Here is a 14,337-nt window from a genome sequence, read left to right as displayed (position 1 = left end):
TCTGCAAGCGATTAGCCAGATAGATGCGCAGCTAGAGACCAAACACAAACAGCGAACAGAGTCGATCAGCAAAATAGCGTTACAAGAGTCTGTGGTGAACAAGACGCGTCAAACGCGTACTGAAGCAGAAATTGCTTGGCACAGTGGACAAGCCGCTTTGCTCGCCGCTTCCCTAGAGCAAGATAGCCCATGTCCTGTGTGCGGCAGCACAGAGCATCCCAATGTTGCCACTTTTGCAGGCGAAATGGTGACGCTACAGCAGGTTAATGAATTGAGAGAAATGGAAACCTCTGCGAAAGATGAGCTCACTCGCCATCAACGGGCATTCGCTGAGCTTGAGGGTCAAATCGCTACTCAAACCTCGCGCAAGCAGGAGTGGCTGGATTCCTTGGGGGTCGATCATCAGAAGGATCTTGGTCAATTTGCTCAAGGTGTGCAGCTGACGATTGCCGATTTATCCGCGCGCATTACCGCATTGAAAGCGCTGAACATCGAGTTATTGCAGACGCAATATCAGCAGGCGGCAGCAAAGCGTGTTGAACTGTCTCAGCAGCTTGAACAAACGACCATCGAAGTGAATGAGGCCACTAACCAAGTTCAGCAACTGAGTGGCGTAGTCAGCTCATTAGAGTCGAGCAACAATACTGGGTATGCGACAGCGCAAGCGGTGCTGGGACGCCAGCAAGCTATTGAGACAGAACTTGTTCAAAAAGCCGCCGCGCTAGAACATGCGGCACAAGCATTAAAACAGGCGAGTGAAACGCTCACGAAGTTTGAATCTCACCTCGATACGTTGCAAAAACAGTTTGAAGAGCTGGAGCTTGCTCGCGAGAGCGTGTCGGCAACATGGAACGTGGCACTAGACGCTAGTGTATTTGAGTCAGAGCAAGCGTTCTTGAATGCCAAACTTAGCAAAGAAAGTGCTGAGCATATGGCAAAACAAATCGAACATTATCAGCATGAAGGCATTCGTATATCAGAGCAGCTGAACTTACTCACAGCTCAGCTCAGCGAGCAGTCATTGCCAGCGATAGACCAAGTAACAGAGAATAAACAGCAAGCTGATGTGGCCTATCAAACCGTGCTTAAGCAGTATCAAGTATACCAGTCGCAGCAAAACAGCTTATTGCAAGTACGCAAACGAATCGAAACCTTACGTCAGCAAAATGAGGAGCTCGACAAGCAATACCAGGTCGTAGGAACCTTGAGTGACGTTGCCAATGGGCGTACCGGCAATAAAATCAGTCTTCACCGCTTTGTGCTTGGTGTTTTGCTTGATGATGTTCTGATACAGGCGTCGCAACGACTGAGATTAATGAGCAAGGGGCGCTACGATTTAAAGCGCAAAGAGGCGCGTACCAAGGGTAATGCCGGCTCTGGTCTCGACCTTATTGTCGAAGATGCTTATACCGGAAAATGGCGCGATGTGGCGACGCTTTCTGGAGGTGAGTCATTCATGGCAGCACTGTCACTGGCACTTGGATTGTCTGATGTCGTGCAGTCATATAGTGGTGGTATTCGACTCGATACCCTGTTTATTGACGAGGGCTTTGGTAGCCTAGATCCCGAATCGTTAGATCTGGCGGTTCAAACATTGGTTGAATTGCAACAGACCGGCAGAACTATAGGCATTATTTCGCATGTTTCTGAGTTGAAAGAGCAAATGTCACTGCGATTAGATGTTCATGCTTCAAGAGTTGGTAGCACAGTAAGTTTAGTAAATTAGGAACAGTAGATGCGCAACGAAATTACTTTTTTTGAACGCTTTGAAGCCGATATTCTGTCAGGCAAAAAGACGATCACGATACGCGACAGAACGGAAATCGATTTCGAACTTAATAAAGTTATCCCTGTCGCTACTTTTGAAACAGGTCGGGTCTTCGGCCTGTTGAAAATTCTTACCATAGAATCGCTGAATTTTAACACCATTAATGAACAGCATGCACTTCAGGAGAACATGACGTTGCCACAACTAAGGCAAGTGATACGAGAAATCTACCCTAACGAACAGCAGCTATATGTCATCAGTTTTGAAGTTGCATGCTAATTATTGATCAAATAATATCCTGTGGCAGGCCAGTAATGATTTAGGAATGGTAACTCTGGTCTCCCAATCCCTGGGTATGTCCTTGGCTCCGCCTTGGTAACATGCGCCAAGGGTCGCGCCTAATAAAATAGCTCGACCGCAACTGTCTCCTCCGCACAGGATGTTCTCTCTGACAGCCGCTTCATAACTCGTTGCATTGAGGAGTAAATGCAATGTAACGGGAAAGGCGACGTCCAGGGAACTGTGCATACCCAACTGGGTGGCAACCTCTGACGAAGGCTTTAGTACCAGTTCTTGCGCAACGTTGATGGCTTCGTCAACCCGCTCAGACAGATTTAGTGCACTCTGGACACATTGGGTAGGGGTTTTGCCTTCAATGGCAGATCTGATAATTTGAGCGGCAGCAATACCGTATTCGACTGCGGCATTGTTATTATTGGTCACACGAACGGCCGATTCAGCCAACGAAAGCAAAGTGCTATCACTGTGATGTAACGCGACCAGACCGGGCAGTTTAGAAATAGCGGGGAGCTGGCAGTTGTCGGCACCACATTGCGAAAGAGGTTGCTCATTGGCTTCTCTTTCATGGAGCGTCAGAAGAGTGATTTTTGTTGGTTCATCAATATACCCTTGCCACTTCCCCCCAAAATCAAACCATTCTTTGAATGATTGGATATAACTTTGTTCTTCATAACTTCCTTTTAGTGCAATAGCGTCAAGCATGGCGACGAGTTGTGCTCCATATTGAGAATTGTCACCTGGGATTTTGCCCGCATGGGCAAAATAACCGCGATCAGCAAACTCCTTTTTGTTCGGAGCGTGAAATTCAGGGGTTCCATTGGATAAGGTTTTTATCGCGACCTGATCGTTCAACCAATGAAACCCCATTGATGCGGAATCGGCGACAAGTGCCCCGATCACTGAGTTGAGCGCCCTGTTGTTGGTCTTATTCATATCGAGTCCATTCATTCTGAGACATTAAAAGTTATCAAATTAAGTCTAGATGGTTTTGATCGGCCTTTTTTGGAGCGACGCAAAGTTTTTTTTATTCATTAGTGAAATACTGAACGGCTAATGGATGAAAAATGCTCACTGAGGTGAAAGGAAGGACAATGAAAGACGAAACGCTATCAATACATCATGGTTATCAGACCGACCCGACAACAAAGTCTGTAGCGACGCCAATTTATCAAACTGTTGCTTATGAATTTGACAGCGCACAACATGGCGCTGATCTCTTCAACTTAGAGGTTCCAGGAAACATATACACACGTATTATGAATCCGACTAACGATGTGCTGGAGCAGAGGATGGCTGCTCTTGAAGGTGGTATTGCTGGACTGGTGGTCAGTGCGGGAAGTGCTGCAATCAACTACGCCATTCTAACTCTGGCTGAGGCTGGAGATAATATTGTTTCAACACCTCAGCTCTATGGTGGAACCTATACTTTGTTTGCGCATATGCTGCCAAAGCAAGGTATCACCGTTAAATTCGCTAAAGATGATAAACCGGAGTCGATTGCTGCGTTGATCGATGAAAACACAAAGGCAGTTTACTGTGAATCTATCGGAAATCCTGCGGGTAACATCGTTGATTTGGCTGGTATTGCAACGTTGGCCCATGAACAAGGCGTGCCAGTTATCGTCGATAATACGGTAGCGACGCCAGTTCTGTGCAAACCGATTCAACATGGTGCGGATATTGTTGTCCATTCACTGACAAAATATGTAGGAGGCCACGGAACTTCGCTAGGGGGCGTTATCATCGATTCCGGTAACTTTCCTTGGGACCAACATAAAGAGCGCTTCCCGGTATTTAATCAACCAGAGCCCTCGTACCATGGTGTTGTCTACACCGAAGCCTTCGGTCCGGCAGCGTTTATCGGGCGTGCCAGAACGGTACCATTGCGCAACACCGGCTCGGCACTATCGCCTATGAACGCATTTATGCTACTTCAGGGTTTAGAAACCCTGCCTTTACGTATGGAGAGGCATACGGAGAATGCGCTTAAGGTCGCTCAATACTTACAGAATCACGATAAAGTCAGTTGGGTATCATACGCTGGATTAGAAGATTCGCCACACTATGAACTCGCCCAAAAATATATGGGGGGCAAGCCGTCCGCGATACTCTCATTCGGCTTAAAAGATGGTTACGAAGCGGGTGTACGCTTCTATGATGCATTGGCTATCTTCAAGCGCTTGGTGAATATTGGTGATGCGAAGTCTCTTGCTTGCCATCCGGCGTCGACTACACATCGACAAATGAGTGAAACTGAACAGCTTGAAGCCGGAGTAAAACCAGAAATGATACGACTATCTGTTGGTATCGAACATATTGATGACATTATTGCTGATCTGGAACAGGCCCTTAGTGCTTAATCTACTCGAAAAAAAAAACCGGGAATGACCCGGTTTTTTTCAGTAAGAGGTAGAGCAAATTCAATTGGATAGCTTCGAGTATGGCGCTGGTGTATAGCGCTTCAGTATCGGTTCGATCAGTGCCATCAACCACTGAATCTTTGCTTCATTCCTTCGAGATGCCTTGGTGAGGAGAGCCATATCCAGTTGAACCTGCGCTTTTTCGGGCTGCTCGGTAATGTAATAGCGAACAGTGTAACAATTGTCGAGCAATTGGGTCATGAGCGTGTGGTTATCAACAAAAATGGTTGCCTGTGCGTCACTGTTGAGCATTTTGTACAGATCGATATGTTCGTTGAAGTCGGGAATAACGTATTTTACATATTCACCATCCAGATTACCGTAGAGGACACCCGTACCCGTATGAACATATTTTTGGTAAATGGATTGAGGCTTGTCTGTAAGTGCATGCACGGCAAGATCAACTTGTTCAGTTAATAGCAACGACTCAGACACCTTACTCCACTGGCGCAGTTCGATTGGTGCAGAAGTTGCTGCTCTTATCGCATCTATGATTTCCTTACCACAAGAGATAAGGTAGGGCTCGACCAAGTGGAGCGTAATCTTGTCAAGATTGTTGGGACTGAACTCGGCAGGTTTTAGTGCGTCGCTAATCTCAGACAGCGCTTTTTCGAGCTTAGGCTGTATTGAGAGCGCATAACTTGTGGGTGTAAGCCCGTTTGAGCTTCTGACAAACAAAGGATCATCGAGATCTACCCTAAGCTGTCCGAGCGTTTTAGAGATGTAAGATTGTGAACGCCCCAATGATTTGGCGGCTTTTAGAGTGGACTGAGTCTGCATCAGAGTTAAAAAGACACGCAATGCATTGAGGTCGTTCATTGAAAAAAGATACCTTGGATTTAATAGCTTTGATGTGTATATGATGAGTATACTACAGCTAGTTTAACACCACATAACCCCTATTAGTCATACAGTTACGCATTACGGTCTGTTGGTCTTCTTTGTATTGGTCGTTATTTTCTCTTGCAGAACGGTTTCGGTTCAGTGCACCGGCGGCCAAGCCTACAGCTGCGCCTTTCTTCGCACCTTCTGTTCCAGAACCACCTGCTATGGCAACACCCGCAGAGCCTATTGCGGCTCCTCTAACTGCACCACTTACGGCACCACCGGATGTTTGACCTTTCTGAACCTGAGCAGCGGCTTGTTCACATTTATGTAAGTCGTAAATGTAGTCTTTTTCATCAACGCCTTCCATATCAACGATGAGGTTAGCGTACGTAGGCAAAGCGAACATTGTTGTTAACATAAATGAGATTAGCGTCTTCTTCATCATGGAGCTCCTAAGTTTTTTTCAAATACTAGCGAAATGATAGTTGAATTTAGGAATATCGATTATTACGTTCTGGAAGTTAGATCTGTGACTCGAACCTACATTTTATACACGTAGCGGGGTGTAAGAATTGGCTGAAGTGACCGTGTTTAAAAGGATTTACAGTGTTAACCAGAGATTCTTGAACTGACCTTGTTCACTAGTTTTCTTTTTCAAATGTATAAAACTGATTTAAATCAATCAAATGGGTAAACAATTTGTTACTAAAAGGTACAGTTAGAAATGTCACTAAATACTTGTGGCAGATTTTTAAAGGGCTCTGATGATCAATAGGTTTTTACATTCCTTTTTTCTATTAATTTAATCTAATTTTTGCATTTTAATGCTAAAGGTCATTTTATTAGTATTCATTGCTTATGGAGTTAGTAACTCCATGTAAAATAACAATAAATATAGAATTAATTTATAAGTAGAACCTTCATGTTTTCTATTTGTTCGCTTGCAATTACTAACCGCAAACACGCGATAAAGGACTAAGCAATGAATAAAATACTGTTTACAATGGTAGCTATGAGTGTGGCATTAAGTGTTAATGCAAAACGACAAGATGCAGAACCTATTAAGATCATAGAGCCTGTTGTTGGGCTGGACCAGCAGAAGGTTGAACTTGGTAAAATGCTATGGTTCGAACCACGGTTATCTGCATCCAATACGATTTCTTGTAACTCGTGTCATAACGTAGCAAAAGGAGGGGTGGACAACCTACCAAGCTCAATAGGCCACAAATGGGCGATTGGCCCCATAAACTCACCGACGGTTCTGAACTCGGATCTCAACTTTGTCCAATTCTGGAATGGAAGAGCAAAAGATCTTCAAGAACAAGCGGCGGGGCCGATTGAAAACCCCAAGGAAATGGCTTTTACACATGATCTTGCGATAGGAACTCTAAAATCCATACCTCAATATCAACAGTGGTTTAAGAAGGCGTACGGAAGTGAAAACTTTACAATTGCGGAAGTGACGGATGCAATAGCAACCTTTGAGAAAACTTTGCGTACGCCCAATTCTAAATTTGATAAATGGTTAAAAGGCGATGATTCAGCATTGACGGTCGATCAGCTAGAAGGATATGCGCTGTTCAAACAAAAAGGGTGTATAGCTTGCCATAGTGGTCCTTTGGCTGGTGGGCAAATGTACCAGAAGATGGGGCTGGTCAAAGCATTTAAAACGGATAATCCTGACATTGGACGTGCCGCTATTACTGGTAAGGAGTTTGACAAATACGTCTTCAAGGTTCCTACGTTGCGAAACGTAGAGTTGACCTACCCATACTTCCACGATGGCTCGGTCTGGGACCTTCAGGAAGCGGTTGAAGTAATGGCTGACATTCAATTGGGACAAAGTTTAACCAAAAGTGAGTCGAGAAAGATAACAGCATTCTTAAAGTCGCTGACCGGTGAGCAGCCGCCAATTACGTTGCCACACCTTCCGCCTTCCACGCACAGTACCACCAGACCTCAGATTTAACACAATTACTAAGCGCTCAAAATGGGCGCTTTTTGATATTTAAAACTAATCTTAAGGTAACCATCGTATAAAGGGCATCGGTAAAAGCAAGGACGAGTGACAGACTATGAGACTGTTGTTTAGCAAACTACGTTTGAGTGTTTTGGTCAGCCTAATCATCATCTCTGGCTGCACAACCAAATTTCTGTACAGCAATCTGGATTGGGTGCTGGTTGAGTATATTGATGATTACGTGACCCTGAGTGACGGGCAAGAGGATATTCTGAGTGAACGCATTACGCTTCTGGGGCAGTGGCATAAAGAAAACGAGCTCCCTCAATATCTCGAACAGCTTACCCAAATCAGAAACCAGGACCCTAAGAAGATCGATGCAGGATATGTATTGAAGCAGATGGATGATGTCAAAATTCATACCAAGCGGTTAATGAATCAAGTGACCCCTGACTTGTATGCGTTGACTTTGCAGATGTCTGACGAACAGGTGAAAGAACTACTGCAAAACTTCGAGAAGCAGGATCGAAGATTTGTTGAAAAGTACCAGGGCCTTAGTGAGGTTGAGATTCGAGAAATTTACCGAGAGCGTATAGAGAAGAATATGGTCCGCTGGTATGGTGATCTTACTGATGAACAGAAAGCGTTAGCAAAAGCGTGGTCAGACGATATGGAAGTTACTATTTTCGACTGGCAGGCACACAGACAGCAAATGCAGTATTACATGCGTCAATTACTAAACAGACGTAACGACCTTGCCTATTATCAGCCTGAATTTCAAAGGTTTCTCAATAATTCAGAAAGTTTTTACAGCGTACAACTGGCAAGAAAGATAGATTACAACAGAGATGTTGCGGCTAAATACATCGCACAGTCACTTAATCTAATGACGACTCAACAACATCAACATTTGGTCATGGAAATTGATGAATGGCGTGACATCGCATCCGACTTAATAAGTCAGTTGTTATTAGACTATAGTCCTACAGATATATTCGTGCTATCGACTTACACTAAGTCTGTATCTAGTTAAGGAGTCAGTAACGATATGATGGAACAAGGATTATTTTGGACAGAGAAGGCACTTTTGTTGGCTGGAATACTGTTCATCATCACGGGCATAATTCAATATGGTCGACGTAGCCATGACTGGAAGGGCGTTGTCACCATGTTTTACAAACGAGTACCGATGAGCGTGGCGGAGTATAAGCGATATCGGTTAGGTGTTGCTCTCACAATATTTGCGATCGTTCTCAGATTTGCGCTCCACATTTTCTGGCCTCAATATTCCTTCTAGCTTGCTCACAACACTGGCGCGATCAGTCTGCTAACATTAATTACTTCTGATGAGTGTTATGCAGGACGCGCCTATGAACTCCTCTTCTCAAACTTTCTACCGATTACCGGAATACCTTTATACCTCTCAGCAGGTTCGCGCTGGCGAACAAGAGGCGGCAGAGCACCTCCAACTTGCCATGTATACTCTGATGGAAAGAGCTGGCCAGGCGGTTTTCGATTTGTTGGTTGAACGCTACCCTGATGCTCGTTCTATCTTAATATGCTGTGGTAGAGGGAATAATGGAGGTGACGGTTATATTGTGGGTGGTTTGGCCATCAAAGCGGGTTTTCAGGTCTTATTGTGGCAAATCGGAGAGACAAGCTCTCTGAGCGGGGATGCAAAACGTGCAATGGAGGCGTTTGTTGCCGCAGGAGGAGAAATTCATGCACCTTGCAACGAAATCCCTGAGTCGGTCGATGTGATTATCGATGGCTTACTCGGTACTGGAATTACCGGTGAGGTCCGTCCTTTTTATGCACACTTAATAGATAGAATCAATCAGGCTTGTTGCCCCATATTGTCAATTGATACGCCGTCAGGTCTGGATACTGATACAGGCGCATTACTTGGCCACACGGTAAAAGCGGACGCTACTATCAGCTTTATCGGGCTGAAGCGTGGACTCGTAACCGGGAAGGCCCGTGCTTATACCGGTGTTTTATGTTTCGCCGGATTGGGGGTGGAGCATGTATTTGATGACCTCATTACTTCAAATGTGGCGCTGAGTCAGCTAACTTGGTTAGAACAACTAATTCCCCGCAAACGAGATGCTCACAAAGGCAGTCATGGTCGAGCTCTGGTTGTAGGGAGTGGTTCTGGGATGAGCGGCGCATGTTACCTTGCCTCTGCCGCTGCTCTTAGGGCAGGAGCAGGACTTGTTGCTGTGCAGTGTCACGAGGATAGCGCTATGGCTATCCGTTCCCTGTTACCTGAAGCGATGGTGAGTAGCCATAATTCGTTGTCACTTCAAAGCCGATTAGATTGGTGCTCAGGTGTCGCGCTTGGTATGGGATTAGGCAGGGATAAATGGGGAGGCAAAGTATATGAGCAGGTCGTTAATACGGTCAGCAAAAAAGAACTTCCCTGCGTTTTGGATGCTGACGCGCTTTATTGGCTGAGCAAGGAGTATTATCCGTTAAATACCCTCAATTGCATTATTACTCCTCACCCTGGGGAGGCGGCAATGCTGTTAAGTTGCTCTGTTGCTGAAATTGAACAAGACCGCTTTGAAGCCATTAGAAAATTGCAAGCTAGATATGGTGGGATTGTCGTTTTGAAAGGGGCTGGCACCCTTATTGATAACGGGAAGGATACCGTAGTTTGTCATGCAGGTAACCCGGGCATGGCCACCGGAGGGACCGGAGATTTGTTAGCTGGGACGATACTAGCTCTACTGATAGGGGGGCATTCGGCTTTTCACTCCGCTGTGTTAGGAACGTTAATTCATAGCTTGGCAGCAGATCAAGAAGCGCTGAGGAATGGAGAAACGGGTATGTTAGCTTCAGACATTCTGCTAGGTATTCGGCAATTTTCTAATAATCACCTCTTTAATAGTGAGAGTAAATGAGCCAGGGACTCTGACGACCGTTTTTCTACCAAGATGAGTAAAAAAATGTTTCTTGAAAATCGGTTTTGCGCCCGTTGGCTGTACGATTTGCGTGCAGGTGATGACTGTTTGCTGTTATGTTGACCGGGATAAAATCGTTTGCGTTCATTGAAATCTTAGCCGGTTTGAGCGGATTTTTTCGGATAAACTGTTTTTTATCAATGAGTTAGGTGTCTATGTGAGGCTTTATAGAATATTGCGTAGGCGCTAGGTTTGTAGCTTGTCGGAATAGTAACACAAAAAAAATTAAAATATCAGTCTTGCGGGAAACTTTTCTCGACCTATAATGCTGAAAACCGGAGCGTCTGCCAACGCTCCGGTTTTTTTGTGTCCGAAGAAAGGTGAACCGTCTGCCAACGGCTAGCCAACGCATTATGTTTAGACATATGCCCACTGGAACATGTACTAATAAATCGAGGAATTTTTACAATGCGTATCGAACAAGAACTTAAGTTAGGCTTTAAAGATGTACTGTTTCGCCCTAAGCGTTCAACACTAAAAAGTCGTTCTCAAGTAAATTTAACGCGCGATTTTACATTCAAGCACAGTGGTCGTCAATGGTCTGGTACACCAGTTATCGCTGCAAATATGGATTCAGTGGGTAGTTTTGAAATGGCAACGGCTCTTGCGCAGCACGGCGTAATGACTGCAATGCACAAACACTACACGGTTGAGCAGTGGGCAGAGTTCGTAAAAGGTGCATCTAAAGAGACGCTAAACAAAGTATTCGTATCAACAGGTACGTCTGAACGTGATTTCGAGAAAACAAAAGAAATCCTAGCGCTTAGCGAAGATCTAGAGTTCATCTGCATCGACATTGCAAACGGTTACTCAGAGCACTTAGTGGAATACGTACAAAAAGTACGTGCAGAGTTCCCAACAAAAACTATCTCTGCGGGTAACGTTGTGACTGGCGACATGTGTGAAGAGCTGATCCTAGCGGGTGCCGATATCGTTAAAGTAGGTATTGGTCCAGGTTCAGTATGTACTACACGCGTTAAAACAGGCGTTGGTTACCCTCAGCTTTCTGCAATCATTGAATGTGCAGACGCAGCACACGGCCTTGGCGGCATGATCATCGGTGACGGTGGCTGTGCATGTGCGGGTGACGTTGCTAAAGCATTCGGTGGCGGTGCTGATTTCGTAATGCTTGGCGGCATGCTAGCAGGTCATGAGCAGTCTGGCGGTGAAGTTATCGACCAAGACGGCAAGAAATTTATGAAGTTCTACGGCATGTCTTCTCAGTCAGCAATGGACAAGCATTCTGGCGGCGTTGCTAACTACCGTGCAGCAGAAGGTAAAACTGTTTTACTTCCTTACCGTGGCGACGTAAACAACACTATCCAGGATATTCTTGGTGGCGTGCGTTCAACGTGTACCTACGTAGGTGCTGCCAAACTTAAAGAACTGACTAAGCGTACTACGTTCATTCGCGTACAAGAGCAAGAAAACAACGTATTCGGTAAAGAATAATTCAGTGATATTGAGTTCGTGTTGAAACAACCATAAATTGATATTTACAACCATAATCTGATATTTGGTTCGACCATAATTTAATATTGCCTCTTCATAGTCTAGACTTAAGTAAGTTTACGACAAAACCGTGAAGAGGCAACATGATGTCTGTTCTACCTTTCCCTTCCACTGCGACTTTCATAGCACTTGAAAGTGCATTTGATACTCCTGCCCGAAACCTGACTAAGTCACGTGGAAAAAATATACACCGTTACGTCAGTGCAAAGATGGGAAAAAGAGTCACGGTAGAGTCTTTTTTAGAATGTGCCGCTTGTTATCACTTCGATTTCGAGCCTAGCATCGTTCGTTTTTGCTCACAGCCGATACGACTCTCATATTGCCTTGATGGCAAGACCCATACCTATGTTCCAGACTTTCTAGTTCAGTTTGATACCGGTGAATTTACGTTGTATGAAGTAAAATCTAATATGGAAAGTTCAAAATCGGAATTTCAATGTGAATGGGAAGCAAAGGTACAAGCTGCGTTTGAGTTGGGTTTGGAACTAGAGTTGGTTACGGAAGAAGAAATACTAGATGAGGTCATTTTTAGCAATCTAAGAATTTTGCATCGATATGCCTCAAGAGATGACTTAAACCACTTTCATCAAACTCTCCTCACGACTTTAAAACTGAATGGTACACAAACAGCGAAAAGTTTAGGCAATCATCTTGGCCTAAATGGAAGAAAAGTATTTCCATTTCTGTGCGATTTGCTCTCTCGAAACCTACTCCAAACAAGTTTAGAGGAGCCACTATCTCTCGAATCTGAGTTTGACTTGGGTTGCTATGCCTAAGAAATCATTCTCGAATTTTCATCGGAAGTCGACACTTGAACAACAGGAGTCTGAGCATGTCGATATCAGTGATGTTGATGAAGAAACATATCGAGATATATCCGCGTTTCCTGACAATATAGCCACTCAAATTACTTTTCGTTTAAGTATACTTCGTTATTTAGCCGGTAGGTGCGAAAAGATCATTCCAAAGACTATTGAACCACACCGTGTTGCACTGCAACGGTTGCATGACAGGAATATTCCAAGTGCGATATCAATATATCGGTGGTGGTTGGTTTTCAGAGCATCTGATTTTAATCCAGTTAGCTTAGCTCCGAGGAATAAAGATAAGGGTAATAGTAAAGTCAAAGTACCAGGATTCGTTGACGCATTGATGAAACAAGCTGTAGAAAGAGTTATATCTGGACGAAAAGTACGTATAAAAAGCGCCTACAAGCGCGTGAGAAGAAAATTACGTCAGCATAATTTGAACAATGGAACGAAGTACAAGTATCCCACGTATGAGTCCCTTCGGAAACGGGTTAAAAAGAAGACCCCTTTTGAATTACTTGCCGCGAAGAAGGGCGAGCGAGTTGCGAAAAGAGAGTTCCGTCGGATGGGGAAAAAAATACTGACTTCTTACGTCCTTGAGAGGGTAGAAATAGACCATACGGTGGTGGACCTCTTTGCTGTACATGAAGAACATCGCGTGCCATTGGGCCGACCTTGGCTTACTCAATTAGTTGATTGTTACAGTAAAGCAGTTATTGGTTTTTACCTAGGGTTTGAACCACCTAGCTACGTATCAGTATCACTCGCACTTAAAAATGCAATACTTCGGAAAGATGATCTTTTGAGCTCGTTCGACTCAGTAGAGAATGATTGGTTATGTTACGGTATCCCTGACTTACTCGTGACTGATAATGGTAAAGAGTTTTTGTCTAAAGCTTTTGATAAAGCATGCGAATCATTGTTGATCAATGTACATCAAAACAGAGTCGAAACGCCTGACAATAAACCGAATGTCGAACGTAATTACGGTACTATCAATACTTCTCTACTTGACGATCTACCTGGGAAAGCTTTTAGCCAATACCTTCAGAGAGAAGGTTATGACTCGGTGGGTGAAGCTACTCTTACACTAGATGAAATTAGAGAAATTTACTTGATTTGGTTAGTAGATATTTATCATAAGAATTCTAACCAGAGAGGAACTAATTGTCCTAATGTAGCATGGAAAAGGGGTTGTCAAGAATGGGAGCCTGAAGAGTTTACAGGATCTAAAGATGAGTTGGACTTTAAATTCGCTATCGTTGATCACAAACAACTAACCAAAGCCGGTGTAACGGTTTATAAAGAACTGACATACAGTAGTGAACGTTTAGCTGAGTATAGGGGTAAGAAAGGAAATCATAAAGTTCAGTTCAAATATAATCCAGAGTGTATGGCGGTTATTTGGGTGTTAGATGAAGATCAGAACGAGTACTTCACGGTTAACGCCATATATTATGAATATGCAAGTAGAGTCTCTCTCTGGCAACATAAATACAATATGAAGTATCAAGCCGAATTAAATTCAGCAGAATATGATGAAGACAAGGAAGTTGATGCAGAGATAAAAATTGAAGAAATCGCTGATCGTTCAATTGTGAAGACTAAGAAAGTCAGCGCTCGGAGGCGTGGAGCTAGACATCAAGAGAATACTGCAAGAGCAAAGGCTATTAGTGCTGACAAGTATGTCCCTGTCCAGTCTCAGAAATATGAAGAAGAAATTGCTAATGTTGATGATGAAGATTGGGATATTGATTATGTTTGAGAAACCATC

At 44.1% G+C, this 14,337-nt stretch carries 12 protein-coding genes and 1 pseudogene; 10 read left to right on the top strand and 3 right to left on the bottom strand.

Annotated features, from left to right (window positions below; genetic code table 11):
- Positions 1-1,180: 1,180 nt before the first annotated feature.
- Both C4S60_RS23915 and yqfB read left to right on the top strand, forming a co-directional pair.
- Positions 1,181-1,726, top strand: a pseudogene (locus tag C4S60_RS23915) (SbcC/MukB-like Walker B domain-containing protein); the annotation flags it as partial.
- Between the two features lie 9 nt (positions 1,727-1,735).
- The gene (yqfB, locus tag C4S60_RS00600; protein ID WP_103878376.1) at positions 1,736-2,047 is read left to right on the top strand and encodes a N(4)-acetylcytidine aminohydrolase; all 312 of its coding nucleotides are present in this window, start codon (positions 1,736-1,738) and stop codon (positions 2,045-2,047) included.
- On the opposite strand, the gene C4S60_RS00595 is transcribed toward yqfB, so the two are convergent.
- The gene (locus tag C4S60_RS00595; protein ID WP_103878375.1) at positions 2,048-3,001 is read right to left on the bottom strand and encodes an ADP-ribosylglycohydrolase family protein; all 954 of its coding nucleotides are present in this window, start codon (positions 2,999-3,001) and stop codon (positions 2,048-2,050) included.
- Positions 3,002-3,159: 158 nt separating this feature from the next.
- Here C4S60_RS00595 and C4S60_RS00590 point away from each other — a divergent pair, with 158 nt between their 5' ends.
- On the top strand, positions 3,160-4,428 hold the full coding sequence (locus C4S60_RS00590; RefSeq protein WP_103878374.1) for an O-acetylhomoserine aminocarboxypropyltransferase/cysteine synthase family protein: 1,269 nt from the start codon (positions 3,160-3,162) through the stop codon (positions 4,426-4,428).
- 60 nt (positions 4,429-4,488) lie between these two features.
- Here the strand turns inward: C4S60_RS00590 and C4S60_RS00585 are convergent, their stop codons facing one another.
- Both C4S60_RS00585 and C4S60_RS00580 read right to left on the bottom strand, forming a co-directional pair.
- Complete coding sequence (locus tag C4S60_RS00585; protein WP_103878373.1) at positions 4,489-5,307, bottom strand: LysR family transcriptional regulator; 819 nt, start codon at positions 5,305-5,307, stop codon at positions 4,489-4,491.
- Positions 5,308-5,365: 58 nt separating this feature from the next.
- On the bottom strand, positions 5,366-5,761 hold the full coding sequence (locus tag C4S60_RS00580) for an RNA polymerase subunit sigma (protein ID WP_103878372.1): 396 nt from the start codon (positions 5,759-5,761) through the stop codon (positions 5,366-5,368).
- A 537-nt stretch (positions 5,762-6,298) separates the two neighbouring features.
- On the opposite strand from C4S60_RS00580, the gene C4S60_RS00575 reads away from it, so the two are divergent.
- The 7 genes from C4S60_RS00575 to C4S60_RS00545 all read left to right on the top strand — a co-directional run bounded on the left by C4S60_RS00575 (position 6,299) and on the right by C4S60_RS00545 (position 14,328).
- On the top strand, positions 6,299-7,285 hold the full coding sequence (locus C4S60_RS00575) for a cytochrome-c peroxidase (protein ID WP_103878371.1): 987 nt from the start codon (positions 6,299-6,301) through the stop codon (positions 7,283-7,285).
- Between the two features lie 106 nt (positions 7,286-7,391).
- Entirely contained in the window at positions 7,392-8,309 is a 918-nt protein-coding gene (locus C4S60_RS00570) for a DUF6279 family lipoprotein (protein WP_103878370.1), read from the top strand.
- Positions 8,310-8,327: 18 nt separating this feature from the next.
- Positions 8,328-8,573 carry a hypothetical protein gene (locus tag C4S60_RS23730; RefSeq protein ID WP_103878614.1) on the top strand — a complete coding sequence of 82 codons (246 nt, stop codon included), beginning with the start codon at positions 8,328-8,330 and terminating at the stop codon, positions 8,571-8,573.
- 73 nt (positions 8,574-8,646) lie between these two features.
- Positions 8,647-10,182, top strand: a complete 1,536-nt coding sequence (locus C4S60_RS00560; RefSeq protein ID WP_103878613.1) for an NAD(P)H-hydrate dehydratase — start codon at positions 8,647-8,649, stop codon at positions 10,180-10,182.
- Between the two features lie 468 nt (positions 10,183-10,650).
- The gene (locus C4S60_RS00555) at positions 10,651-11,694 is read left to right on the top strand and encodes a GMP reductase (protein WP_103878369.1); all 1,044 of its coding nucleotides are present in this window, start codon (positions 10,651-10,653) and stop codon (positions 11,692-11,694) included.
- A 146-nt stretch (positions 11,695-11,840) separates the two neighbouring features.
- The gene (locus C4S60_RS00550; RefSeq protein ID WP_103878612.1) at positions 11,841-12,530 is read left to right on the top strand and encodes a TnsA endonuclease N-terminal domain-containing protein; all 690 of its coding nucleotides are present in this window, start codon (positions 11,841-11,843) and stop codon (positions 12,528-12,530) included.
- The gene (locus C4S60_RS00545) at positions 12,523-14,328 is read left to right on the top strand and encodes a Mu transposase C-terminal domain-containing protein (RefSeq protein ID WP_103878368.1); all 1,806 of its coding nucleotides are present in this window, start codon (positions 12,523-12,525) and stop codon (positions 14,326-14,328) included. The genes C4S60_RS00550 and C4S60_RS00545 overlap by 8 nt, the downstream gene beginning before the upstream one ends.
- Positions 14,329-14,337: the final 9 nt, after the last annotated feature.

Source organism: Vibrio hangzhouensis, from assembly GCF_900107935.1.
In the GTDB taxonomy this organism is placed as follows: Bacteria; Pseudomonadota; Gammaproteobacteria; order Enterobacterales; family Vibrionaceae; genus Vibrio; species Vibrio hangzhouensis.
Note: the sequence above shows the minus strand (reverse complement) of the source record. Positions and strands in the feature narration are given on the sequence as shown.